The sequence below is a fragment of the Azospirillum sp. ST 5-10 genome (assembly GCF_051225715.1).
Classification (GTDB): domain Bacteria; phylum Pseudomonadota; class Alphaproteobacteria; order Azospirillales; family Azospirillaceae; genus Azospirillum.
Genome location: NZ_JBPJSP010000003.1, coordinates 110564 through 134361, shown reverse-complemented (window position 1 = coordinate 134361; position 23798 = coordinate 110564). Strand labels below are relative to the sequence as shown.

At 70.7% G+C, this 23798-nt stretch carries 26 protein-coding genes; 10 read left to right on the top strand and 16 right to left on the bottom strand.

The window, feature by feature from the left end; translation table 11 throughout:
* Window positions 1–180: 180 nt before the first annotated feature.
* The 8 genes from ACSBPG_RS04930 to ACSBPG_RS04895 all read right to left on the bottom strand — a co-directional run bounded on the left by ACSBPG_RS04930 (window position 181) and on the right by ACSBPG_RS04895 (window position 9072).
* On the bottom strand, window positions 181–1167 hold the full coding sequence (locus tag ACSBPG_RS04930; RefSeq protein WP_435536002.1) for an ABC transporter ATP-binding protein: 987 nt from the start codon (window positions 1165–1167) through the stop codon (window positions 181–183).
* A complete protein-coding gene (locus tag ACSBPG_RS04925; RefSeq protein ID WP_435536001.1) occupies window positions 1167–2177 on the bottom strand; it encodes an ABC transporter ATP-binding protein in 1011 nt (336 codons plus the stop codon). Before ACSBPG_RS04925 ends, ACSBPG_RS04930 begins: the two co-directional genes overlap by 1 nt.
* Before the next feature lie 17 nt (window positions 2178–2194).
* Complete coding sequence (locus ACSBPG_RS04920) at window positions 2195–3253, bottom strand: D-TA family PLP-dependent enzyme (RefSeq protein WP_435536000.1); 1059 nt, start codon at window positions 3251–3253, stop codon at window positions 2195–2197.
* Between the two features lie 204 nt (window positions 3254–3457).
* Entirely contained in the window at window positions 3458–3853 is a 396-nt protein-coding gene (locus ACSBPG_RS04915; RefSeq protein WP_435535999.1) for a RidA family protein, read from the bottom strand.
* Entirely contained in the window at window positions 3850–5466 is a 1617-nt protein-coding gene (locus tag ACSBPG_RS04910; RefSeq protein ID WP_435535998.1) for an N-acyl-D-amino-acid deacylase family protein, read from the bottom strand. Before ACSBPG_RS04910 ends, ACSBPG_RS04915 begins: the two co-directional genes overlap by 4 nt.
* Complete coding sequence (locus tag ACSBPG_RS04905; protein ID WP_435535997.1) at window positions 5466–6377, bottom strand: ABC transporter permease; 912 nt, start codon at window positions 6375–6377, stop codon at window positions 5466–5468. The genes ACSBPG_RS04910 and ACSBPG_RS04905 overlap by 1 nt, the downstream gene beginning before the upstream one ends.
* Before the next feature lie 14 nt (window positions 6378–6391).
* The gene (locus tag ACSBPG_RS04900) at window positions 6392–7333 is read right to left on the bottom strand and encodes an ABC transporter permease (RefSeq protein ID WP_435535996.1); all 942 of its coding nucleotides are present in this window, start codon (window positions 7331–7333) and stop codon (window positions 6392–6394) included.
* Window positions 7334–7512: 179 nt separating this feature from the next.
* Window positions 7513–9072 carry an ABC transporter substrate-binding protein gene (locus ACSBPG_RS04895; RefSeq protein ID WP_435535995.1) on the bottom strand — a complete coding sequence of 520 codons (1560 nt, stop codon included), beginning with the start codon at window positions 9070–9072 and terminating at the stop codon, window positions 7513–7515.
* Between the two features lie 149 nt (window positions 9073–9221).
* Between ACSBPG_RS04895 and ACSBPG_RS04890 the strand changes: the two genes are divergently transcribed.
* A complete protein-coding gene (locus tag ACSBPG_RS04890; protein WP_435535994.1) occupies window positions 9222–9977 on the top strand; it encodes an IclR family transcriptional regulator in 756 nt (251 codons plus the stop codon).
* Window positions 9978–9992: 15 nt separating this feature from the next.
* Here ACSBPG_RS04890 and ACSBPG_RS04885 read toward each other — a convergent pair whose 3' ends face one another.
* The gene (locus ACSBPG_RS04885; protein ID WP_435535993.1) at window positions 9993–10589 is read right to left on the bottom strand and encodes a TetR/AcrR family transcriptional regulator; all 597 of its coding nucleotides are present in this window, start codon (window positions 10587–10589) and stop codon (window positions 9993–9995) included.
* 114 nt (window positions 10590–10703) lie between these two features.
* Here ACSBPG_RS04885 and ACSBPG_RS04880 point away from each other — a divergent pair, with 114 nt between their 5' ends.
* The 3 genes from ACSBPG_RS04880 to ACSBPG_RS04870 all read left to right on the top strand — a co-directional run bounded on the left by ACSBPG_RS04880 (window position 10704) and on the right by ACSBPG_RS04870 (window position 16095).
* The gene (locus ACSBPG_RS04880) at window positions 10704–11444 is read left to right on the top strand and encodes an SDR family oxidoreductase (protein WP_435535992.1); all 741 of its coding nucleotides are present in this window, start codon (window positions 10704–10706) and stop codon (window positions 11442–11444) included.
* A gap of 502 nt (window positions 11445–11946) precedes the next feature.
* Window positions 11947–13026, top strand: coding sequence for an efflux RND transporter periplasmic adaptor subunit (locus ACSBPG_RS04875; RefSeq protein WP_435535991.1), 1080 nt, complete (start codon window positions 11947–11949; stop codon window positions 13024–13026).
* 3 nt (window positions 13027–13029) lie between these two features.
* A complete protein-coding gene (locus ACSBPG_RS04870; protein WP_435535990.1) occupies window positions 13030–16095 on the top strand; it encodes an efflux RND transporter permease subunit in 3066 nt (1021 codons plus the stop codon).
* 438 nt (window positions 16096–16533) lie between these two features.
* Here ACSBPG_RS04870 and ACSBPG_RS04865 read toward each other — a convergent pair whose 3' ends face one another.
* From ACSBPG_RS04865 to ACSBPG_RS04845, 5 genes are all read right to left on the bottom strand, one after another.
* Window positions 16534–18153, bottom strand: a complete 1620-nt coding sequence (locus ACSBPG_RS04865) for an ABC-F family ATP-binding cassette domain-containing protein (RefSeq protein ID WP_435535989.1) — start codon at window positions 18151–18153, stop codon at window positions 16534–16536.
* 33 nt (window positions 18154–18186) lie between these two features.
* Window positions 18187–18687, bottom strand: coding sequence for a GNAT family N-acetyltransferase (locus ACSBPG_RS04860; protein ID WP_435536207.1), 501 nt, complete (start codon window positions 18685–18687; stop codon window positions 18187–18189).
* Between the two features lie 68 nt (window positions 18688–18755).
* On the bottom strand, window positions 18756–19274 hold the full coding sequence (locus tag ACSBPG_RS04855) for a hypothetical protein (RefSeq protein ID WP_435535988.1): 519 nt from the start codon (window positions 19272–19274) through the stop codon (window positions 18756–18758).
* A 29-nt stretch (window positions 19275–19303) separates the two neighbouring features.
* Window positions 19304–19684, bottom strand: a complete 381-nt coding sequence (locus tag ACSBPG_RS04850; RefSeq protein ID WP_435535987.1) for a helix-turn-helix domain-containing protein — start codon at window positions 19682–19684, stop codon at window positions 19304–19306.
* Window positions 19681–19932, bottom strand: a complete 252-nt coding sequence (locus tag ACSBPG_RS04845; protein WP_435535986.1) for a type II toxin-antitoxin system RelE family toxin — start codon at window positions 19930–19932, stop codon at window positions 19681–19683. Before ACSBPG_RS04845 ends, ACSBPG_RS04850 begins: the two co-directional genes overlap by 4 nt.
* 393 nt (window positions 19933–20325) lie before the next feature.
* On the opposite strand from ACSBPG_RS04845, the gene ACSBPG_RS04840 reads away from it, so the two are divergent.
* The gene (locus ACSBPG_RS04840; RefSeq protein ID WP_435535985.1) at window positions 20326–20463 is read left to right on the top strand and encodes a hypothetical protein; all 138 of its coding nucleotides are present in this window, start codon (window positions 20326–20328) and stop codon (window positions 20461–20463) included.
* Window positions 20464–20713: 250 nt separating this feature from the next.
* Here ACSBPG_RS04840 and vapC read toward each other — a convergent pair whose 3' ends face one another.
* Both vapC and vapB read right to left on the bottom strand, forming a co-directional pair.
* Entirely contained in the window at window positions 20714–21121 is a 408-nt protein-coding gene (vapC, locus tag ACSBPG_RS04835) for a tRNA(fMet)-specific endonuclease VapC (protein ID WP_435535984.1), read from the bottom strand.
* Window positions 21121–21345 carry a type II toxin-antitoxin system VapB family antitoxin gene (gene vapB, locus ACSBPG_RS04830; protein ID WP_200775179.1) on the bottom strand — a complete coding sequence of 75 codons (225 nt, stop codon included), beginning with the start codon at window positions 21343–21345 and terminating at the stop codon, window positions 21121–21123. Before vapB ends, vapC begins: the two co-directional genes overlap by 1 nt.
* A 51-nt stretch (window positions 21346–21396) precedes the next feature.
* On the opposite strand from vapB, the gene ACSBPG_RS04825 reads away from it, so the two are divergent.
* From ACSBPG_RS04825 to ACSBPG_RS04805, 5 genes are all read left to right on the top strand, one after another.
* The gene (locus ACSBPG_RS04825; RefSeq protein WP_435535983.1) at window positions 21397–21603 is read left to right on the top strand and encodes a DUF1348 family protein; all 207 of its coding nucleotides are present in this window, start codon (window positions 21397–21399) and stop codon (window positions 21601–21603) included.
* A 122-nt stretch (window positions 21604–21725) separates the two neighbouring features.
* Window positions 21726–21983, top strand: a complete 258-nt coding sequence (locus tag ACSBPG_RS04820; protein WP_435535982.1) for a type II toxin-antitoxin system Phd/YefM family antitoxin — start codon at window positions 21726–21728, stop codon at window positions 21981–21983.
* Window positions 21983–22399: a type II toxin-antitoxin system VapC family toxin gene (locus ACSBPG_RS04815; protein ID WP_435535981.1), complete on the top strand. Its 417-nt coding sequence runs from the start codon at window positions 21983–21985 to the stop codon at window positions 22397–22399. The genes ACSBPG_RS04820 and ACSBPG_RS04815 overlap by 1 nt, the downstream gene beginning before the upstream one ends.
* Window positions 22400–22740: 341 nt before the next feature.
* A complete protein-coding gene (locus ACSBPG_RS04810) occupies window positions 22741–23205 on the top strand; it encodes a DUF1348 family protein (RefSeq protein ID WP_435535980.1) in 465 nt (154 codons plus the stop codon).
* Window positions 23206–23211: 6 nt separating this feature from the next.
* Window positions 23212–23790 (top strand): TetR/AcrR family transcriptional regulator, encoded by a 579-nt coding sequence (locus ACSBPG_RS04805; protein ID WP_435535979.1) that lies wholly within the window; start codon window positions 23212–23214, stop codon window positions 23788–23790.
* The last annotated feature ends 8 nt before the right edge of the window (window positions 23791–23798 follow it).

The following is a 23798-nucleotide window of genomic DNA, read 5'->3' as shown; positions in this document are numbered from 1 at the left end:
CACGGCTCCGCCGCGGGTCCCCTCCCTCCCCCGCTTCGCAGGGGAGGGCCTGTCTCCCTCCCCTGCGAAGCGGGGGAGGGTCGGGGTGGGGGTACTCGTGTGTCAGGGTTTCGGCTCGGGGGTGTGAATCCGCCAGCCCTTCCTGGAGAGGGCGAACCCAGGCGATGCCCCCGCCCGGCGTCAGCCGACGTCGTCGCGGATGCAGGACACCAGGTGCCCCGGCGCCACCTTGCGCGGCTGGCGGGCGGCCGGCTCGGCGCAGGCGGGCAGGGCGAAGCGGCAGCGGGTGCGGAAGACGCAGCCGGACGGCGGGTTCATCGGGCTCGGCACGTCGCCCTCCAGCAGGATGCGCTCGCGCCGCGCGTCGGGGTCCGGTTCGGGGGCGGCGGAGAGCAGGGCGAGCGTGTAGGGATGGCGCGGGTCGGCGTAGAGCCGCTCGGCCGGCGCCAGCTCCATGATCCGGCCGAGATACATCACCGCCACCCGGTCGCTGACGTAGCGCACCACCGCCAGGTCGTGGGCGATGAACAGGACCGCCAGGCCGAGTTCCCGCTGCAGGTCGCGCAGCAGGTTGACGACCTGGGCCTGCACCGACACGTCGAGGGCGGACACCGGCTCGTCGGCGACGATGAAGTCGGGCTCCACCGCGAGCGCGCGGGCGATGCCGATGCGCTGGCGCTGGCCGCCGGAGAACTCGTGCGGGAAGCGGTCCATCGCGTCGGCGCCGAGGCCGACCTTCTCCAGCAGCGCGGCCACCCGGTCGCGGCGGTCGGCGCGGCCGCCGATGCCGTGGATGACCAGCGCCTCGCCGACGATGGCGCCGACCCGCTGGCGCGGGTCGAGGCTGGCGTAGGGGTCCTGGAAGACGATCTGCATGCGCCGGCGCTGGGCGCGCATCTCCGCCTTCGACAGGGCCGTCACCTCGACCCCGTCGAAGCGGACCGAGCCGGACGTCGGCTCGATCAGGCGCAGCAGCGAGCGGCCGACCGTCGTCTTGCCCGATCCGGACTCGCCGACCAGCCCCAGCACCTCGCCGCGGCCGACGTCGAAGGACACGTCGTCGATCGCCTTGACCCAGCCGACCGGGCGCTGCAGCAACCCGCCCTTGACCGGGAAGTGCTTCACCAGGTTGCGGACCGCCAGCAGCGGGGCATGGGTCGCGCTCATCACAGGTCCCTCCAGCGGCGGCAGCGCACACCGTGGCCGTCGGCGACCGGCTCCAGGTCCGGCTCGGCCGCGGTGCAGGCGGGTTCGGCGAAGGCGCAGCGCGGCGCGAAGCTGCAGCCGGACGGCCGGGAGAAGGGGCTGGGCACGCTGCCGGGGATCGACTCCAGCCGGGTGCCGTCGCGCGCCTGGCCGAGGCGCGGCATCGAGGCCAGCAGGCCGCGGGTGTAGGGATGGCGCGGCGCCTTGAACAGCGAGCGCACGTCGGCCTCCTCGACGACCCGGCCGGCGTAGAGCACGGCGACGCGGTGGGCGATCTCCGCCACCACGCCCAAATTATGGGTGATGAACAGGATCGAGGTGCCGGTGTCGGCCTGGAGTTGGCGCATCAGGTCGAGGATCTGCGCCTGGATGGTGACGTCGAGCGCGGTCGTCGGCTCGTCGGCGATCAGCAGGGTGGGGCGGCAGGCCAGGGCGATGGCGATCATCACCCGCTGGCGCATGCCCCCCGACATCTGGTGCGGGTACTCGTCGAGGCGGCGCGCGGCGGCCGGGATGCCGACCTTCTCCAGCATGGCGAGGGCACCCTCGCGGGCGGCCCGGCGGTCGAGGCCGCGGTGGCGGCGCAGCACCTCGGCGATCTGCTCGCCGACGGTGTAGACCGGGTTCAGCGAGGTCATCGGCTCCTGGAAGATCATGCCGATCTCGTTGCCGCGGACGTGGCGCATCGCGCGCTCGCCCGCCCGCACCAGGTCGCGCACCGTGCCCTCGCGGTCGCGGAACAGGATGGCGCCGCCGGCGATGCGTCCGGCCGGGGCGGAGATGAGCCGCATCACCGACAGGCTGGTGACCGACTTGCCGCTGCCGGACTCGCCCACCACCGCCAGGGTCTCGCCGCGGCCGACCCGGAACGAGACGCCCTCGACCGCCCGCGCCACCCCGTCGTCGGTGGCGAAGTGGGTGTGCAGGTCGCGCACCTCCAGGGTGAGCGCCGGGTCCAACGCCGGCTCCATGGCGGCCATCGCTCCGCTCACCGGGTGCAGCCGCGCGCCGCCACCGGCCAGGTGTCGACCACCGTGCCGGCGCGGCTCACCACCACCGCGTCGTGCAGGTTGCTGACGACGCAGACATGGTTGGGCAGGATGCGGATGCGCTCGCCGATCGCCGGTTTGCGGTCGCAGGCGGAAAGGTCGACCACGCCGTGCTCTTCGTTGAGGCGGGTGATCACGGCGTCGGGGTATTCCAGGATGCGGCCGTAGCCGTCGCCGACCGACGGGGCGACGCGGTCGCTGGAGAGCGTCTTGGAGCCGCTGTCGATCACCGCCCGCGTCCCGGTCGGCCGGCTGACGACGGTGGCGTGGACGTGCAGCGCGCACTCCTCCGGCGAGGCGACGCCGACGCCGACGGTGGCGCGGTCGTGGTAGATGTAGGTGCCGACCCGCAGCTCGGTGGCGCCGGGCACCAGATGGGTGTCCCAGCAGCCGGGGGTGCCGCCCACCGACACGGTCTCCACCGGGATGCCGGCGGCGGCGAACAGCGGCCGCGCCGCCTCCAGGAAGGGGGCGGTGAGGGGGCCGCGGGGATAGGTCATGAAGCCGCGGAAGGCCAGCGGACCGTTGCCGTGGGCGCGCCGCGCCAGCTCCAGCGCCTCGTCCGGCGACTGCACGCCGCAGCGCCCGTCGCCGCTGTCGAACTCCACCAGCACGCCGATCTCGACCCCGGCGAGGCGCGCCGCCTGGGCCACCGTGTCGAGCGCCACCGGGTTGTCGAGCGCCACCGACAGCCGGGTCTTGCCGGCGAGGTCCGCCAGCGGCGCCACCTTGGTGGCGCCGACCACGGGGTAGGTCAGCAGGATGTCGTCGCAGCCGGCCTCGGCCATCACCAGCGCCTCGCCGATCTTCTGGCAGGTGATGCCGCAGGCCCCCAGCTCGATCTGCCGCCGGGCGAACTGCGGCAGCTTGTGGGTCTTGATGTGCGGCCGCAGCTTCAGGCCGTGGCGGTCGCAATAGGCCTGCATCTTCGCCAGGTTGTGCTCGACCCGGTCGAGGTCGATGACGGGGACCGGGGTGTCCAGCTCGTCGACGCGCATGGTGGTCTTCCTCTTCAACGGATCGGGCGATGGTTTCCCTCTCCCGCCCCGGGAGCGGGAAGGGGCCCATGCGCAGCATGGGAAGGGTGAGGGTCCACCCCTCGCCGAACCCCTCACCCTCCCCGCGGCGTCGCCGCGGGTCCCCTCCCTCTCCCGGGACGGGAGAGGGAAAAGGGGGCGGGGCATCGGCGACAGGTTACCCCGTCACGCCGCGGGCAGCACGGCGATGCAGTCGATCTCCACCTGGATGTTGTTCAGCAGGCAGCCGATCGTCGTGCGGGCCGGCGGCAGGTTCGGGAAGAACTCGGCGTAGATCCGGTTGTACTCCTGGAAGCGGCCGAGGTCGGTCAGGTAGGTGTTGACCTTCACCACCTGGGAGAGGTCGCTGCCCGCCGCCTTCAGGATGATCTCCAGGTTGCGCAGGGTCTGGCGGACCTCGCCGGCGAAGTCGGCCGGCATCTCGCCCGTCACGGGGTGGTGCGGGCCCTGCCCGGACACGAACACGAAGCCGTTGGCGACGATGGCGTGGCTGTACTGGCCGGCCGGCTTGACGGCGTTCTCGGCGAAGATCGCCGTGCGGTTGGACATGGTGTCTCTCATGGGTCGGTGGTTCCGTTGCGGGTCAGCACGCGCCCGGGGCGCGCGCCGGTCGGGGCCCCGGCGCGCAGCACGAAGGCGCCGGAGACGAGGACGTCGGTGATGCCGCGGGGCGGCAGCGTCGGCTGCTCGAAGGTGGCGCCGTCGGCGACGTCGTCGCCGAACAGCACGAGGTCGGCGACCATGCCCGGCCGCACCAGGCCGCGGTCGGCGAGGCCGAAGCGCTGCGCCGGCACGGCGGTCATGTGGCGCACCGCCTCCTCCAGGCCGGGGCCGCCGGGGGCCCGCGCCATGGCGAGGTAGCGGGGGAAGCTGCCGTAGGCCCGGGGGTGCGGCCGCCCGCCCTCGCGCGGCAGCCCGTCGGAGCCCAGCATGTGCAGCCGGTGCCCCAGCACCGTCCGGAGGTCGCCCTCGTCGAGCTGGAACATCACCACGTTGGTGCGGCCGCGGTCGGCGGCGACCAGCCAGGCCAGGGTGGCGAAGGGCGCCTCGCCGCGCCCGGCGGCGATCTCGGCGAGCGAGCGGCCCTCGGCGGCGGCCAGCGACGGATCGGCGACGCCGCCGATGCGCACGTTCTCCCAGCCGATCAGCCGCACCTTGGATTCCCAGCCGGGGTCGGCCGGGGCCTCGCCGTCCTCGACGGCGCGCCGCAGCGCCTCCCGCCCCGCGGGGTCGGCGAGGCGGGCCAGCAGCGCCTCGCTGCCGCCGGCCTGCGCCGACGGCGGGAGCAGCTGCAGGATGGTCGAGGACCCCGCGGGATAGGGATACATGTCGATGCCGACGTCGATGCCGTCGCGCCGCGCCGTCTCCAGCCGTTCGAGCGTGCGCGGCAGGCTGCCCCAGTAGGGCCGTCCCGCCGCCTGCAGGTGGGAGAGCAGCCCGCTCGGGCCGCCCGCCTTGAGGAGGTCGAGGAACTCCTCCACCGACGCCGCCAGGCCGCCCTCGTAGGAGCGGACGTGGGCCGCCAGCAGGGCGCCGTGCTCGGCCACCACCTCGGCGAGCCGCACCAGCTCGGCCCGGTCGGCCCAGGCGCTGGGCGGGTAGACGAGGCCGAGCGACAGGCCGTGCGCGCCCTGGCGGAGCTGCCGGGCCAGCAGGTCGGCCATCGCCTCGCGCTCGGCCGGCGTGGCGGCGCGGCGCTCCCAGCCCAGCACCGCCAGGCGCAGCCCGGCGTGGCCGACCAGGGAGACCAGGTTGATGGCGGCGCCGTCGGCGGCCGCCTTGTAGGCGCGGAAGTCGGCGAACACCTCGTCGTCGGCGACGGCGCCGAGCAGCGCGGCGAAATGGTCGCGCAACGGCGCGGCCGCGCGGCCGGCGTGGGGGTAGAGCGCGAAGGAGCAGTTGCCGACCACCACCGTGGTGACGCCCTGGGCGACCTTCTCCGGCCGTCCGCGCTGGCGCAGGAACACCAGGTCGTCGTGGGCGTGGGCGTCGATGAAGCCGGGGGCGAGGTAGCGCCCGGCCGCCTCCACCACCTCGGCGCCGGGCGGCGCCTCCAGGCGGGGGGCGACGGCGGCGATGCGGCCCCGGGCGACGGCGACGTCGGCGCGGAACCAGGGCGCGCCGGTGCCGTCGACGACGCGCGCGCCACGGATCAGGACGGGAGCGGCGGACATCAGGTCACCTTCTGCAGGCGGGGATCGAGGGCGTCGCGCAGGCCGTCGCCGACGACCTGGAGCGACAGCACGGTCAGCACGATGGCGATGCCGGGGGCCAGCATCAGCCAGTCGGCCTGGCGGAAATACTGCTGGGCGCCGGCGATCATGTTGCCCCAGGTGGGGGTGGTCGGCGGCACGCCGACGCCGAGGAAGGACAGCGCCGCCTCGGTCAGGATGGCGTAGGCGAAGATGAAGGTGGCCTGGACGATGATCGGCGACAGCAGGTTGGGCAGCACGTGCACCAGGACGATGCGCGGCGTGGTGGCGCCGAGCGCCGTCGCCGCCTCGACGAAGGGCAGCTCGCGCAGCACCAGCACGGCGGCGCGCACGACGCGGGCGACGCGCGGGGTGTAGACGATGCCGAGCGCCAGCACGACGTTGAACAGCGACGGCCCGAGCGCCGCCATGAAGGCGATCGCCAGCAGGATGTCGGGGAAGGCCATCAGCGCGTCGGTGAAGCGCATGAACAGCCCGTCGAGCCGGCGCACGTAGCCGCCGAGCAGGCCGATGGCGGTGCCCAGCAGCGTCGCCACCACCACCACCAGGCCGCCGACCAGCAGCGACAGGCGCGCCCCCAGCAGGATGCGGGACAGCACGTCGCGGCCGAACTCGTCGGACCCGAACCAGTGGGCGGCGCCGGGCGCCTGCAGGCGGTTCAGGATGTCCATCGCCATGGGGTCGTAGGGCGAGAGCCAGGGCGCCAGCAGCGCGCAGGCGACGATCGCCGCCAGCAGCCCGGCGGCCACCAGCACCAGGCGGCGGCGGAACAGCCGGCGCAGCAGCAGCGCCAGCGGCGAGCGGCCGCGCCGGCGCGCGGCGGCGGGCGGATCGCGGCGGGCCTCGTCGCCCATGGCCGGCAGGCTTGCCATCGCGGCGCCCTCCTTCAGTAGCGGATGCGCGGGTCGACCGCGGCGTAGAGCAGGTCGACGGCGAGGTTGATGAGGACGTAGATGCCGGACACCACCAGCAGCGCCCCCTGGATCACCGGGTAGTCGCGGCGCAGCACGGCGGAGACCACGAGGTTGCCGACCCCGGGCAGGCCGAACACCGTCTCGGTGACGATGGCGCCGGCGATCATCACGGCGGTGGTCAGGCCGATCACCGTCAGGATCGGGATCATGGCGTTGCGCAGGGCGTGCTTCAGCACCACCGTGCCCGGCGGCAGCCCCTTGGCGCGGGCGGTGCGGACGTAGTCGTCGCCCAGCACCTCCAGCATGCTGGTGCGGGTGAAGCGCAGGATGAGGGCGGAGTTGGGGATGCCCAGCGCCACCGCCGGCAGCACGAGATGGCGCAGCCGCTCGGCCAGCGAGGCGTCGGGCGGCCCGTAGCCCGACACCGGGAACCACGGCACGTCGACCGCCAGGTACTTCATCAGGGTGAGGCCGATCCAGAAGCTGGGCACGCTGGCCGCCAGCATGGCCAGGCCGACCGCCACCTGGTCCACCGCGCGGCCGCGCATGACGGCCGAGACGATGCCGATGGGCACGCCGATCAGCACGGCGATGCCGACCGCCATGACGGTGAGGAAGGAGGTCAGCTCGGCCCGCTCCGCCAGCGCCTGGGCGACCGGCCGGTCGAGGAAGATCGACTGGCCGAGGTCGAGGGTGACGATCTGCTTGAGATAGAGGACGAACTGCACCGCCAGCGGCTCGTCGAGGCCGAGCCGGGAGCGCAGCGCCGCGATGTCCTCCGGCGTCGCCGCGTTGCCGAGCATCACCGCGGCGGGATCGCCCGGCACGACGCGGGCGATGACGAACACCACGGCGGCGACGATCAGCATGACGGCCAGCATGCCGCCCAACCGGCGGACGACGTAGACGAGCATGGCGGATGGTCCTCGGATCAGATGGCCGATCGGCGGCACGGCGGCGGCGCGTGGTCGGGCCGGTCCCCCCTCCTGACCTCCCCCCACTTCGCGGGGGGAGGAACGAAGCCCTCCCCCGTCGAAGATGGGGGAGGGTTTGGGTGGGGGGCCGCCGCAACCACGTCCCGCCGGCCCCTATCCTACTTCGCCAGCTCGGCGTTCCAGAAGAACGGCCAGGGCATCGGCGTGTAGTTCTTCAGCGACTTGCTCGCGGCCGCCAGGTTGTAGAAGTCGCCGACCTTGATGGTGGGGACCTGCTCGTAGAACAGGGCCTGCAGGTCGGCCCAGCGGTCGTGCCGCTTGGCCGGGTCCATCTCGGTGTTGAAGGCGGCCAGCGCCTTCTGCTTCTCCGGCGTGTCCCACCAGCCGGGGTAGCTGGGGTTGACGAAGGTGATCAGCGACGGTTCCGGCACGAAGGTGTGGTAGGTGAAGAAGGCGTCCCACGCCTTCTCGTCGCCGCGCTTCTGGATCAAGGTCGCCCAGTCCAGCACCTGCAGGTCGACGTTGAAGCCCGCCTGCTGCAGCTGGGCCTGGGCCACCAGGCTCATCTTGTAGAGGAAGTCGTACTGGGTGGAGGTGAGGATGCGGATCGGCTCGCCGTTGTAGCCGGCCTTCTTCAGCATGTCCGCCGCCTTCTGCGGGTCGTGCTGGTTGTAGGCCTTGGCGCTGGCGGCGTCGTGGAAGGCGGTGCCGGGGGCGTAGATCGAGCCCTCCAGCGCGAAGAACGAGGGGTCGCCGAAGGCCGCCAGCATCATCTGCTGCGGCGCCAGCGCCGTCAGGACCGCCTGGCGCACCGCCTGGTTCTTGGTGGCGCCGGTCTTGGAGTTCATGATCATCAGCGGGAAGCCGAACGGCTTCACCATGATCGGCTGGACGTTCTCGCCCTGCTTCAGGCGGCTCAGCATCTCGGTGGGCAGGCTGTCGGCGAACTGGTACTGGCCGGCCATCGTGCCCTCGACCCGGGTCGTCCCGTTGGGCACCGGCACGAAGCGCACCTCGGATATCTTGGCCTCGCGGTGGCCGCCGTAGCCGTTGGCCGGGCCGGCCGGCGAGGTGTAGCCGTCGAAGCGGACCAGACGGATGTACTGGTCGGGCTTGTGCTCCAGCAGCTTGTAGGGACCGCTGCCGACCAGCGCCTTCAGCGGGTTGGCGCCGTCGATCACCTCCTCCGGCACGATGGCGGCGGCGCCGTTGTTCATCGCCAGGAGCGAGGTCAGCGGCGCGAACGGCTCCTTCAGGGTGATGACCACGGTGGCGTCGTCCTTGGCGGCGATCGATTCCACCATCGCCGCGGTGGTCTTGCCGCGCGGCGACACCTTGGTCCAGCGCTCCAGCGAGGCGACCACGTCGGCCGCCGTCATGGCGCTGCCGTCGTGGAAGGTGACGCCGGGGCGCAGCGGGATCGTGTAGACGCGGCCGTCCGGCGACAGGGTGGGCGCCGCCGCGGCCAGCAGCGGCGTCAGCTTCCACTCCGCGTCGAAGGTGTAGAGCGTCTCGAACATGTGCTGGGTGATGATGCTCACCAGGTCGGAGGTCACGCCGACCGGATCGAGGGTGGGCGGCTCGCCGATGGTGGCCACCGTGACGACGGAGGCCGCTGCGCCGGCCGGCGCCGTCTGCGCCAGGGCGGGCGAGAGTCCGAGGCCCAGCGCCGCCCCGGCGGCGGCGATGGAGAACGCGCGTCTGCTGATCGGGTTCATGATGTCCCCCTGTTCTGTGGGTCCGTCCGGTGCCATCGTATGTGTCCGAAATATCGGACGCGTTTCTTGTATCTCGGACATGTGAACGGTATACTGGACAAACGGTCGCGGCAAGGCGAAAAGAGCGGGCGCAGCCGAGGGGGAAAGCGTTGGGAATCGAGCAAGCCACCGGACGGGCGCGCGGCATCGACCGCGTCATCGCCATTCTCGACTATCTGCACCAGAGGCGCGGGCCCGTGCGCATCGGCGACATCGCCCGCGACACCGGCACGCCGCGCTCGACCATCTACGAGATCGTCAACCGGCTGGTGGAGGCGCACTGGCTGGAGCCGCGCGACGGCGACGGCACCGTGTTCTTCGGCCCGGCCATGCATTTCTACGGCAGCGCCTATCTCGAGGGCGGCGACCGCATCCGCAGCGCCCGCGCCGAGGTGAAGCGGCTGGTCGAGCACACCGGCGAGACGGCGCAGTACTGCGCGCTCGAGGGCGACAAGTACACGGTGGTGCTGAACGAGCCGGGCCGGCGCACCTTCCGCATCAGCTCCGACGTCGGCATCAAGGTGCCGATCCCGTGGACGGCCTCGGGGCGCCTGCTGGTCGACCACCTGACCCTGGAGGAGGTGCTGGCCTTCATCCCGGCCGAGGACTTCGTGCTGCCCGACGGCCGCCGCACCGTGCCGGAGGCGTTCGTGGCCGAGGTCGCCCGCGCCCGCGAGAACGGCTACGCCTGCACGACCGGCCTGGTCGACCGCTTCACCACCTGCCTCGCGGCGCCGGTGCGGGACGCCGCCGGCCTGTGTGTCGCGACGATCTGCCTGGTGATCCCCGCCGACACCGACGAGGGCCTGCTGGCCGGCATGATCGAGGCCCTGTGCGCCAGCGGCCGGCGGCTGTCGCTCGCCTGAGCGGCCGGCGCGCGCTCAGGCCGCCGGCCAGGCGGCCATGGCGGTGCGCGCCACCGCCTCCAGGGCGGGCCGGTCCGCGCCGTCGCGCGCCTGGATCGACATGCCCTGCTGGACGCTGACGTAGAACCGGGCGAGCGCCGCGACGTCGGTGCCGCCGGGCAGCTCGCCGTCGGCGACCCCGCGTCGCAGCCGCGCCTCCAGCCGTGCCAGCCCGTCGGCGCGGGCGGCGGCGACCGCCCGGCCGAGCGGCTCGCACCCCTCCGACCCCGCCGCCGACAGCGCCATCATGCAGCCGCCGGGCCGGCCCGGGGTCGCCGGGAGGTTGGCCGCCGACGCCATGAGGAAGCCCTCGATCGCCGCGCGCGCCGTCGCCCCGGCGTCGACCGGACCCCAGATCAACGGCCCGGCGGTCTCCGCGTAGCGCCGCAGCGCCTCCGCGTAGAGCGCCTCCTTGCTGCCGAAGGCCGCGTAGAGGCTGGGCGACCCGATCCCCATCGCCCCGCACAGCTCGGCGATCGAGGTGGCCGTGTAGCCCTTGCGCCAGAACAGCCGCATGGCCGCGGCCAGGGCCGCGTCGCGATCGAAGCTCCGGGGACGCCCGCGCACGCTCATTCCCTCTTTCTGTAATGCCCTCTTTTTATAATGATCGACATATAAATCGGTTGACAGCCCTCCGCAACCCGTCTACTGATTTCTGTGTCGATCATTATAGAATTGGAGGGGACGATGACGGATCTGGTCGGGCGGCGTGCGCTGGTCACGGGCGGCAGCCGGGGCATCGGGGCGGCGATCGCGCGCTCGCTGGCGGGCGCCGGCGCCGACGTCGCCATCACCTACGAACGCTCGGCGGAGCGGGCGGCCGAGGTGGTGCGCGACGTCGAGGCGCTGGGGCGGCGCGCCGTCGCCATCGCCGCCGACAGCGCGGACGCCGCGGCGGTCCAGCGCTCGGTGGAGGAGGCCGCGGCGGCGCTCGGCGGCCTCGACATCCTCGTCAACAACGCCGGGATCGCGCGCGGCGGCGCGCTGCAGGCGATGAGCCTGGAGGACATCGACGCGGTGCTGGCGGTGAACGTCCGGTCGGTCGTCCTCGCCACCCGGGCCGCCCTCGCCCACCTCGGCCGGGGCGGCCGCATCATCACCATCGGCAGCTGCCTGGCCGAGCGGGTGCCGATGCCGGGGATCTCGGTCTACGCCATGAGCAAGTCGGCCCTGATCGCCTTCACCAAGGGGCTCGCCCGCGACGTCGGACCCGCCGGCATCACCGCCAACATCGTCCACCCCGGCCCGACCGACACCGACATGAACCCGGCGGACGGCCCCCGGGCCGACGGGCAGCGCGGGCTGCTCGCCACCGGCCAGTACGGCACCGCCGCGGACGTCGCGGCGATGGTGACCTTCCTCGCCGGTCCCGGCAGCGGCCAGATCACCGGCGCGGGCTTCGCCGTCGACGGCGGGGCCAACGCCTGACCCACGGCGCACCCCGCCCGCCCTGGCCCGGAGGGGTTCGCGGAGTCACACATCTCCTTGAGGGCGAGCCGGTTTGACCCTCCCCCGGCAGGGCCGGGGGAGGGAAAGCACGCGGCCGAAATGGGTGCATACTCGACTCCGCCGGAGAGAGAGTGGCCGCGAAGAGGCCGGGCCGGGGAGGGCGGGGGCATCGGTGTGCCGACGGATCGGCCCGCCCGTCCGCGCCGCTCGTCCTCGCGACCGGCCACGCCGTCGTGGCCGTCCTCCCCGCGGTTACACTCTGTTACAGCGCCGGGCCTTTTCAGGGTGCGCCGCAAAACCTATACTCGTCTGCGGTCCGCGGACGGCAGGGATCAGGCCGTCGTCCGCGGGGACCATGCAATCCAGGCATTCCAAGAGATCGACACGGAGATCCTCGGTCGGCCGGTACGGGACGAGTGGTGCGGGCCGGCCGGATCGTGTCGTCACGGCTTCGCACCAGAGGCAGGGGACAGGCGAACGCATGAGGCGCACGCACTTCATCGGGCTGCTGCTGGCCGGCGGGCTCGCGCTCGGCGGCATCGGACATTGGCAGTTCGGCATCGGCCATGCCCAGCCGAAGCCCGCCGCGGCCCCGGCCGCCGCGCCCCGCCCGGCGGCGGTGGAGACGGCGCCGGTGCGGGTCGACACGGTGACGGTCCGCATCGACGCCATCGGCACCCTGCAGTCGCAGGAGTCCGTGGTGCTGTCGCCGGAGATCGACGGCGTCGTCGCCGACATCCTGTTCGACGAGGGCACGGCGGTGGAGGCCGGGGTGCCGCTGGTGCGGCTCGACGACGCCATCCTCAAGGCCGAGCTCGACCAGGCCAAGGCGGAGCTGACGCTCGCCCAGGCCAACTTCGAGCGCGCCGACACCCTGCTGCGCCAGAGCTCCGGCACACGGCGGGCGCTGGACGAGGCGATCGCCGCCCAGCAGTCGGCCCGGGCGCGCGTCAGGCTGGCCGAGACCCAGCTGGACAAGACGGTGATCCGCGCCCCCTTCTCCGGCGTGCTCGGCCTGCGCCCGGTCAGCCGCGGCGAATACGTCTCCCAGGGCGAGGCACTGATCGGGCTGCAGACGGTCGACCCGCTGCGCGTGGAGTTCCGCGTGCCGGAGACCTTCCTCACCAGCGTCAAGGTCGGGCTGCCGGTCGGGATCACCGCCGACGCCCTGCCCGGGCGCAGCTTCGAGGGGCGGATCACCGCCATCGACCCCCAGGTCGACGTCAACGGCCGGGCGCTGCGCATCCGCGCCGAGGTGCCCAACCCCGAGCGCGTCCTGCGCTCCGGCCTGTTCGTGCGGGTCGGCGTCACCGCCGCCAGCCGCGCCGACGCCCTGCTGGTGCCCGAGGGCGCCATCCTGCCGGAGGGGGACCTGCGCCTCGTCTACCGCATCGTCGACGGCAAGGCGCGGCGCACCACCGTCGTGCTGGGCGAGCGCAAGGCCGGCGAGGTCGAGGTGCTGAAGGGCCTGTCGGCCGGCGACGAGGTGGTCACCGCCGGGCAGCAGCGGCTGCGCGACGGCACGACGGTCGTGGTGGTGAACCCGCGCGAAGGCACCTGAGCCATGGGCATTTCCGAGATCTGCGTCCGGCGGCCCGTCTTCGCGACGGTGCTCAGCCTGGTCCTGCTGCTGCTCGGCGTCGTCAGCTACCAGCGGCTGACGGTGCGCGAATACCCCAACATCGACGAGCCCGTCGTCTCCATCGTCACCAACTATCCCGGCGCCAGCGCCGAGATCATCGAGACCCAGGTGACCCAGGTGCTGGAAGGCTCGATCGCCGGGATCGAGGGCATCGACACGCTGACCTCGGTCAGCCGCCCGGAATCGAGCCGCATCACGGTGACCTTCCGCCGCACCGTCGATCCCGACGTGGCGGCCAGCGACGTGCGCGACCGCGCCAGCCGCGTGCGCGGCCGCCTGCCCGACGAGATCGAGGAGCCGATCATCTCCAAGGTCGAGGCCGACGCCCAGCCGATCATCTACCTGCCCTTCGTCAGCGACCGCCTGTCGGCCCTGGAGATCACCGACTATCTCGACCGCTTCGTCGTCGACCGCTTCAAGAACCTGCCCGGCGTCGCCGACGTGCAGATCATGGGCGAGCGGCGCTACGCCATGCGCATCTGGGTCGACCGCGCCCGGCTCGCCGCCTACGGCCTGACCATCCAGGAGGTCGAGGACGCGCTGCGCGGCCAGAACGTGGAGATCCCGTCGGGCCGCATCGAGAGCCAGGACCGCGAGTTCACCGTGCTGTCGCGCACCGGCCTGACCACGCCGGCCGAGTTCGAGGACGTCGTGGTGCGCCAGGCCGACGGCATCCTGGTGCGCCTGCGCGACATTGCCTCGGTCGAGCTGGGCGCCGCCGACGAGCGGCGCGACAGCCGGTCCGACGGCAAGAACGCCATCTCCATCGGCATCATCAAGCAGGCCACGGCCAACCCGCTGGACGTCTCCAACGCCGTGCGCGAGATCCTGCCGCACCTCCTCCAGGACCTGCCGGAGGGCATGAGCGGCCGCGTCTCCTATGATTCCTCGGTCTTCATCGACCGCTCCATCGAGGCGGTGTTCCACACCATCCTGGAAGCGGTCGTGCTGGTCGTCGTCGTCGTGCTGTTCTTCCTGCGCACGCTGCGCGCCACCGTCATCCCGGTGGTGACGATCCCGGTGTCGCTGGTCACCACCTTCGCCATCATGTACGCGGTCGGCTTCTCCATCAACACGCTGACCCTGCTGGCCATGGTGCTGGCGATCGGCCTGGTGGTCGACGACGCCATCGTCGTGCTGGAGAACGTGCACCGGCACATCGAGGAGGGCAAGAAGCCGACGCTGGCCGCCATCGTCGGCACGCGCGAGATCGGCTTCGCCGTCGTCGCCATGACGATGACGCTCGCCGCCGTCTACGCGCCGGTGGCCTTCGCGCCGGGCCGCGTCGGCCGCCTGTTCCTGGAGTTCGCGCTGACCCTGGCGGGGGCGGTGATCGTCTCCGGCTTCGTCGCCCTGACCCTGACGCCGATGATGTGCTCGCGCATGCTGAAGGCGCACGAGAGCCACGGCCGTGTCTACCGCGCGCTGGAGCGCCTGTTCGAGGGCATGGCGGCGGCCTACCGGACGGTGCTGCGCGCCAGCCTGCGGGTGCGGCCGCTGATCGTGCTGTTGGCGATCGGCGTCGCCGGCGCCAGCGCCGTGCTCTTCACCAGCCTGAAGTCGGAGCTGGCGCCGGTGGAGGACCGCGGCCTGCTGCGGGTGAGCGGCACCGCCCCGGAGGGGGCGACCATCGACTACACCGCGCGCTACGCCCGCCAGGTGGAGCGCATCCTCACCGGCGTGCCGGAGGTGGAGAGCTACATCGTCATCGCCGGCTTCCCCGAGGTGACGCGCATGATCGCCATCGCCCAGCTCGAGGACTGGGCGGAACGCGACCGCAAGCAGCAGCAGATCGGCGCCGCCATCCAGCCGCAGCTCGGGCGCATCGCCGGCATGTCGGCCTTTCCCATCAACCAGGCGTCGTTCGGCCAGCGCGGCAACAGCCGGCCCATCGAGTTCGTGATCCAGACCTCGGGCACCTACGCCGACCTGCAGGGCTACGTCGACCGGATGATGGAGCGCATCCGCGCCTATCCCGGGCTGGTGGACGCCGACAGCGACCTCAAGCTCTCCAAGCCGCAGATCGAGGTGGCGATGAACCGCGACAAGGTGGCGGATTCCGGCATCCAGGTCGCGGTCGTCGGCCGCACCCTGGAGACCCTGCTGGGCGGCCGCCAGGTCACCCGCTTCGAGCGCGACGGCGAGCAGTACGACACGATCATCCGCCTGGCCGAGCAGGACCGCAGCACGCCGCGCGACCTCAGCCGCATCTACGTGCGCGGCGCCCAGGGGGAGATGGTGCAGCTCTCCAACCTCGTCACCGTCGAGGAGACGGTGGCGCCCAAGGAGCTGAACCGCTTCAACCAGCTGCGCTCCGCCACCATCGAGGCGAACCTGGCGCCCGGCGTCTCCCAGGGCGAGGCGCTGGCCTTCCTGGAGCGCACCGCGGCCGAGGTGCTGCCCCAGGGCACCCAGACCGACTACGCCGGCCAGAGCCGCGAGTTCCGCGAGGCGGGATCGAGCCTGGTCTTCGTCTTCGTGCTGGCGCTGGGCTTCATCTACCTGGTGCTGGCCGCCCAGTTCGAGAGCTTCGTCGACCCGCTGGTCATCATCCTGACCGTGCCGCTGTCGATGACGGGGGCCCTGCTGGCGCTCTACCTCACCGGCGGGACCTTGAACGTCTACAGCCAGATCGGCCTGATCACCCTGGTCGGGCTGATCACCAAGCACGGCATCCTGATCGTCGAGTTCGCCAACCAGCTGCAGGAGCAGGGCCGGTCCAAAATGGAGGCGGTGATGGAATCGGCGGTGCTGCGGCTGCGCCCGATCCTGATGACCACCGGCGCCATGGTGCTGGGTGCGGTGCCGCTGGCGCTCGCCACCGGCGCCGGGGCGGAGAGCCGCCAGCAGATCGGCTGGGTGATCGTCGGCGGCATGTCGCTGGGCACCGTGCTGACCCTGTTCGTCGTGCCGACCATGTACACGCTGCTGACCGCCAACCGCACCGCCCACGCCCCCGACGGCGCCGCCCCCGCCCCGGCGGAGTGACGGCGGGGTCTCCCTCTCCCGCCCCGGGAGAGGGAAGGGGCCCATGCCCAGCATGGGAAGGGTGAGGGTCCGCCCCTCGCCCAACCCCTCACCCTCCCCGCGGCTGGCGCCGCGGGTCCCCTCCCTCACCCGGGGCGGGCTAGAAGATTCACACGTCTTCCGACGCCGGGCGACCGACCCTCCCTCGGCCCCGCCGGGGGAGGGTGGCGTCCGAAGGACGCCGGGTGGGGGCTCGGTTTCGCAGCAGGGCCGAACCCCTGGCTGTGCAAAACGGGGGCGCCGGCTCGTCCCGCGAGACCCAGCCCCCACCCTCCCAGCCTCCGGCCGGGCCCCTCCCTCCCCCGGCGGGGCCGAGGGAGGGGTGTTCTGCGGTGCCGCATCAGATGTGTGAATACGTTAGCCCGGGGCGGGAGAGGGCGAGGGGAGCGCCGCCCCCGCTCAGCTCCGCAGGCCGGGCGCCTCGTGGCCGGTGCGGGCGACGTACTCGGTGTAGCCGCCGCCGTACTGGTGGATGCCGTCCGGTGTCAGCTCCAGCACCCGGTTCGACAGGGCCGCCAGGAAGTGCCGGTCGTGCGACACGAACAGCATGGTGCCCTCGTAGGCGCCGAGCGCCTTGATCAGCATCTGCTTGGTGTCGAGGTCGAGGTGGTTGGTCGGCTCGTCGAGCACCAGGAAGTTCGGCGGGTTGAACAGCATCTTCGCCATGACGAGCCGGGCCTTCTCGCCGCCCGACAGGACGCGGCACCGCTTCTCCACGTCGTCGCCGGAAAAGCCGAAGCAGCCGGCCAGCGCCCGCAGCGACCCCTGGCCGGCCAGCGGGAAGGCCGCCTCCAGCGACTCGAACACCGTGGCGTCGCCGTCCAGCAGCTCCATCGCGTGCTGGGAGAAATAGCCCATGCGGACGCTGCCGCCGACGGCGACGCTGCCGGCGTCCGGCTCGGTGGCGCCCGCCACCAGCTTCAGCAGGGTCGACTTGCCGGCGCCGTTGACGCCCATGACGCACCAGCGTTCCCTGCGGCGGATGGTGAAGTCGAACCCCTCGTAGATGGCGCGGCCGCCGTAGCCCTTGCGCACGTTCTTGAGGACCGCGACGTCCTCGCCCGAGCGGGGGGCCGGCGGGAAGTCGAACACCACGGTCTGGCGGCGGCGCGGCGGCTCGACCCGCTCGATCTTGTCGAGCTTCTTGACGCGGCTCTGCACCTGGCTGGCGTGCGAGGCGCGGGCCTTGAAGCGCTCGATGAACTTCAGCTCCTTCGCCAGCATGGCCTGCTGGCGTTCGAACTGGGCCTGCTGCTGCTGCTCGTTCAGCGCTCGCTGCTGCTCGTAGAAGGCGTAGTCGCCGGAGTAGCTGGTCAGCGAGCCGCCGTCGATCTCGATGATCTTGGTGACGATCCGGTTCATGAACTCGCGGTCGTGCGAGGTCATCAGCAGGGCGCCGTCGTAGCCCTTGAGGAACGACTCCAGCCAGATCAGGCTTTCGATGTCGAGATGGTTGCTCGGCTCGTCCAGCAGCATGGCGTCGGGCCGCATCAGCAGGATGCGGGCGAGCGCCACGCGCATCTTCCAGCCGCCCGACAGGTTGCCGACGTCGGCGTCCATCATCTCCTGGCTGAAGCTGAGGCCGGCCAGCACCTCGCGCGCCCGCCCCTCCAGCTCGTAGCCGCCCAGCTCCTCGAAGCGGGCCTGCACCTCGCCGTAGCGCTCGATGACCGCGTCCATGTCGGGGTGGTCGGGATCGGCCATGGCCGCTTCGAGGCCGGCCAGCTCGGCCGCCACGGCGCTGACCGGCCCGGCCCCGTCCATCACCTCGGCGACGGCGCTGCGGCCGGACATCTCGCCGACGTCCTGGTTGAAATAGCCGATGGTGACCTGCTTCTCGATCGCCACCTGGCCGGTGTCCGGCAGCTCCTCGCCGGTGATCATGCGGAACAGCGTCGTCTTGCCGGCGCCGTTGGGGCCGACGAGGCCGACCTTCTCGCCCCGGTTCAGGGCGGCGGACGCCTCGAGGAAGAGGATGCGGTGACCGGTGTGCTTGCTGATGCTGTCGAAGCGGATCATGGGCGGCAGGGGGTCCGTGACGTGGGCGGCCCCTTATGCCACAGGATGGGCGGCACGGAAGAGCGCTGATCGAGCGGGCGCGAAAGTGTCTCTGCGGCGTGGTGGGGGTGTGCGGTGGGACGAAAGGCGCCCGGAAGGGGCCTCCACAATTTTGGCTCCTTTTCTGGATGGACATGTGCTGGAGCGAGAGGATGCCTCATGCTTCGGAGTTCGGCCCGCTGGAATTGCGTAGCCGCTCCCAGGCGTCATGGGTAGCGCCCTCGCGTCAGCTGGGGTCGAGCCTTGCCTCACAAGCCAACATGCTTTGCTGTCCGGTGTGAGCTCCAATGAGGGGACACAGGGCTGTTCAAAGTGTCGGTCAGCACGGTCGTAAATATGCGTGGCCACTTGGCGGCGACGGTAATCAGGGTGCACCTCTATCCCTGTCGCAAACGGACTGCGCTCGCCGATCGTGAACGAGGCCCAGCCGACCTCGACACCGTCGTAAAACGCGACGAACGTGGCCACTGTCTCGGTGTTAAATCCTCGGCGCATTACCCTGATCGTCGCTTCTCGACTGCCGTATTTCTCACCTTCCATCTTCAGTCCTCCGAATATGGACTTTAGCAGCGGATGTTCAGTGTCTCACAGGCGCAGTCCGCAGCGACGCGATGGAAATACAGGATATTGAAGCCACTCACACTCCAGTTACCACGGCCAAGGCTTGGCGTATCACGGTAGTCTGCCAAATCCTGTGGGCTCAGGGTCCGAACGCGAGCGAAATCAAAGAGAACGAGAGCAGATGGCCCATCATGCTGCATGAGCTTGACGCACTCGTCAGTGTTCGCTGACCGCGTCAACTTACCCCGTGTTCCCTGCTCTGGCTGGACAGCGACCTCGACAGCCGTACGTCCTATCAGGAAATCGACCCGTCCATCGCCATGTTGAGCAAAGGCATGCCGCACCCAATATTCGGGAACCAGTTTATCGCCATAGGCCCCGAGCAGATAAAAGCGGATAAGGGGGAGGAGATCGCGCTCGTTCCACGTGTGGCATTTGTAAGTTAGGCAAAAATCTGGATTGCAAAGATTGCGAAAAAGATACTCGAAATCGCCTCTAATATCACGCAACGCTTCGCTCATAGGCCTTCGCTCCTTTTCTGGATGTTCGCTTACTGGCGCGCCAGCAGGTCCAGCGGGACCTTGAGCGCCTCGGCGATGCGTGCCATGGCATCGAAGCTGCCCGGCTTCTTGCCGTTCTCGATCTCGGACAGGTAGGACGGGGCGACGCCGGCCGCTTCCGCCAGGCCGCGCGCCGTGACGCCACGGTGCTCGCGAAACACGGTGACCGGATGGTCGCCGTCGAGGATACGCTCCGCGACCTCGAACGGATAGATCTCGGTCTCACCGCCCGACAGGCGGGCCTTCACCGCCTCGATGTCGGCCAGGTCCTGCGCGTCGGCCACCAGCTCGGCGAGGGCCTCGAAGTCGGCCCGGCTCAGCGTGACGCTGTCCGGCGTCTCGGCGATCGGCGTGATGGGCAGCGCGTTCATCGGTAGACCTCCTTGCGGTTCCCAACCTTCAGCACGGTGATCACCAGGGCGCCGCCGTCAATCTCATACACGGCCCGCCAGTCGCCGTGGCGGATGCGGCCCCGCCCGCCGCCGAAGGCTTTCGCCCAAGGATGTGGATCGTACGGGGCGGTGGCGAACGCCCTCAGCTTGGCCCGCAGCCCCGCCGCATCATCCTTCGGCATGCGGAGCAGCGCTTTCAACGCCGAGGCTTCGATCACCAGTTCCATGCACCCATAATCGCCGGTAGCGAATGGCCGATCAAGAGGAGATTCGCCATTGGCGAATCAGAGACGTGATGTCGGGGACGACTTATGTCATGGAGCCCGCAACGGCGTCCTTGCTGGACATTCAGAACGGCCGAGGCGGCTCTCACACCACCAATCCCACGATGACAGCCGCGCCACCGGGGGACGCCAGGGCACATAGATCTCGCCGTACCGCCGATCGCCCCAGCGGCGTTTCCAATTGATCGCCGGCTATCGGAACGGGATCCTCATGGTCCGGCTCGCGTTCTCTTACGGCGTTTTCGAGGTTCCGCCGAGCGCATCGGCCAGGCGCTCCAGAGACGCGGCCGTCCGCGGGTATGTGTATTTATAGCTGTTCACAGGATACGTTCTGCCATGGGCGGTAATGGCCGGGAAGGCATTGGCCGGAACCTTCAGTTCCGCCTCTCTACCACGCTCAACGACAAACTCGATGCCGTCGCTAACGATCTGGTGCCCGTGCGCATCCAGCCGCTTCCCGACCTCGTTGCTTGAGGCTCTTGACCACGCATGGTGACCTTAATCGTGTCGTGGTCGATCGCTTCAGCGAAGATAAGGCAGAACCACGGATAGAGGTTATGGTCCGCACCGCGATCACGGAGGCCCCGATCATCGACGATGAAGAGGTTGCTCCGGTCGATGTTCCTGATGCGCCGATCGGCAAAATGCCCATAGACGTCAAGCAGAGCCCTTTACAGTGTCCTTGTCGTTTCAATCGACATGGCGGCAATGCTCCTTTTCTGGATTATGCGCCGCTGAGCCAGTCTTCCGACCGCAAGCCATCCACACGTCGGAATTCACCCAGGCTGCCGGTAACGACGATCAGGCCCCGGCTGCGGGCGTGCCCGGCGATCATCAGGTCGTAAGGGTCGAAGACAGCTCCACGTCGCTCCAGATCGGCGCGGATTTCGCCGTAGTGCCCCGCCGCATCCTCGTCGAACCGCAGCACCTCCAACCGGCCCACCAGGCGCTCGACCTCCCGGCGCTGCTCCGCCGGCCGCGCCGATTTGGCAACGCCATGCAGCAGCTCGGCCAAGGTGACGGTGGAGATGCAGAGCGCGCCCGCTTCCGCGTTGAATCGCCCGCGCAGGCGGGGAGGCCGGTCACGCAGCACGCGGATGCACAGGTTGGTGTCCAGCATGTAGCGCAGCATCACAGCGCCTCGCGTTCCTGCATGGCCGGTTGATCACGGTCCGGAAAGGCGATGCCGGGGGAGTCGAAGAAATCGTCCCAGGCACGGTCGGCGGGGACGATGACGCGCCGGTCGCCCTCGCGGACGATCAGCACTTCACGGACGTCTCCGGGGAAGGCGACATCCTTCGGCAGGCGGACCGCCTGGGTCCGGTTGGACTGGAACAGGGTCGTGCGAACCGCCATCACACCCTCGCATTCTTCAGGATATCCTGAACGTATATCCCAGGGCTGTATATGTCAACGGTATATCCGTGGTGGCATGTTGAGGTCACCGCCGAGACCGCCGCCCAGAAGGCGCGGCTGGCCGAGGATGGCTGGAACAGCCGCGATCCCGGGCGGGTGGTGCTGGCCTGCACCCGAGGACAGCCGCTGGCGGAACCGCGCCGAGGTCGACCGGGCGCGCCGCGATCGTCGCCGTCCTGCGGAGCCGGTGGGGACTGACCTCGCCATTGCCGGTGGACCGTCTGCCCACCCCGCTTTGTAGGATTGTGCCTACATTCCGTGTGGCGAGCCTTGCTTTGATGTAGTATTGTAGGATCATCATAAAGGCTGGAGGGCAGATCATGCGCCGAACGATGTCCAGCAGAGAGTTCAACCAGAACCCAAGCGAGGCGAAGCGAGCGGCCGAGGATGGCCCGGTCATCGTCACCGATCGCGGCGAGCCGGCCTTCGTGCTTCTGCGTTACGACACCTATCGGCGCTTGTCGGGCGAACAGGGTGGCTCCATCGTCGAACTGCTGCGCCAGGACGACGCCGGGGCCGATTTCGACTTCGAGCCGCCGCGGCTCGGCGACGTCGCCCGGCCGGCGGTGCTGGACTGATGTTCCTGCTCGACACCACCGCCGTTTCCGAACTGCGGCGGCCGGCGCGGGCCAATCCCGGCCTTCTCGCCTGGGCGGGCGGCGTCGCACCGGCCGACCTGTTCATCTCCGCCATCACCCTGGTCGAGATCGAGCTGGGTGCGGGGCAGGTCGGCCGTAGGGACGTGGCGCACGGGGCGGTGCTGCGCACCTGGATCGACACCCAGGTGATGCCGGCCTTCAGGGGCCGTATCCTGCCGGTGGATGCGGAGGTGGCGCAGCGCTGCGCGGCGCTTCACGTCCCTCACCCTCGGCCACAGGGCGACAGCCTGATCGCGGCCACCGCGCTGGTTCATCGCTTGACCGTCGTGACCCGCACCGTGCGTGATTTCGAGCCGATGGGCGTTCCGGTGTTCAACCCCTGGAGCCGCGGCTGACACCCTCCAGCCTTTCCCGAAAGCGCCCGATTGTTTGGCGCTGTTTATACCGGCGAGCCGAAGCAGCAACACACCGGTGCCCCCACCCTAACCCTCCCCCGCTTCGCAGGGGAGGGAACTCCGCCGTCTTTCCCCGAAGCCCTCCCCTGCGCAGCGGGGGAGGGAGGGGGCCCGCGGCGAAGTCGTGGGGAGGGTGAGGGCAAGAGGTGTATCAGCCTTTCCGCTCGGCGGATTTGCACGGTCTTTGCCAGCCCTTGGCGCAAACCATTCCCTTGCGCGCCGCGCCCCTCTCCTGTACCGTTCGGTAAAGTCGCAACCATCCGGTACAGAGGAGCCCCGTCATGTCCCGTCCCCCGTTTCCCCCCTTCACCGCCGAGACCGCCGCGCAGAAGGCGCGGCTGGCCGAGGACGCCTGGAACAGCCGCGATCCCGAGCGGGTGGCGCTGGCCTACACCGAGGACAGCCGCTGGCGGAACCGCGCCGAGTTCGTCACCGGGCGGGCCGCGATCGTCGCCTTCCTGCAGCGCAAGTGGGCGCGCGAGCTGGACTACCGGCTGATCAAGGAGGTGTGGACCCACGCCGGCAACCGCATCGCCGTACGCTTCGCCTACGAGTGGCACGACGACAGCGGCCACTGGTTCCGCTCCTACGGCAACGAGAACTGGGAGTTCGACGAGGCCGGCCTGATGCGGCTGCGCCACGCCTCCATCAACGACCTGCCGATCGCCGAGTCCGAGCGCAAGTTCCACTGGCCGCTGGGCCGCCGCCCCGACGACCACCCCGGGCTCAGCGACCTCGGGCTCTAGGGCGCCATGCCGAGGATCGTCGCCGAGCGCGCGGACACCCTGCCGGCGCTCGCCGAGGTGTTCCGCGAGCACGGCTTCGAGGGGGCCAGCCTGTCGCTGCTGTCCAAGGCGACGGGCCTCGGCAAGGGCAGCCTCTACCACTTCTTCCCCGGCGGGAAGGAGGAGATGGCGGCCGCCGTGCTGGCCGAGATCGACGGCTGGTTCGAAGCCCACATGTTCCAGCCGCTGCGCGCGGCGGAGGACGTGGAGCGGGCGGTCGGGGAGATGGTCGGGACGACCGTCCGCTACTTCCGCTCGGGCCGGCGCGTCTGCCTCGTCGGGGCGTTGGCGCTCGGCGACTCGCGCGACCGCTTCGCCGCCGCCGTCAGCGGCTACTTCGCGCGCTGGGTCGAGGCGCTGGCCGGGGCGCTGGAGCGGGGCGGGCGGTCGCCGGCCGAGGCGGCGGCGCTCGCCGAGGAGACGGTCGCCGGCATCCAGGGCGCCATCGTGCTGGCGCGCGCCCTCGACCGGCCCGAGGTGTTCGAGCGCACGGTCGGGGCGCTGCGCGACCGGCTGCTGGCGCCGGCCGGGCGGCGGGAGGGCTGACGCGGGGC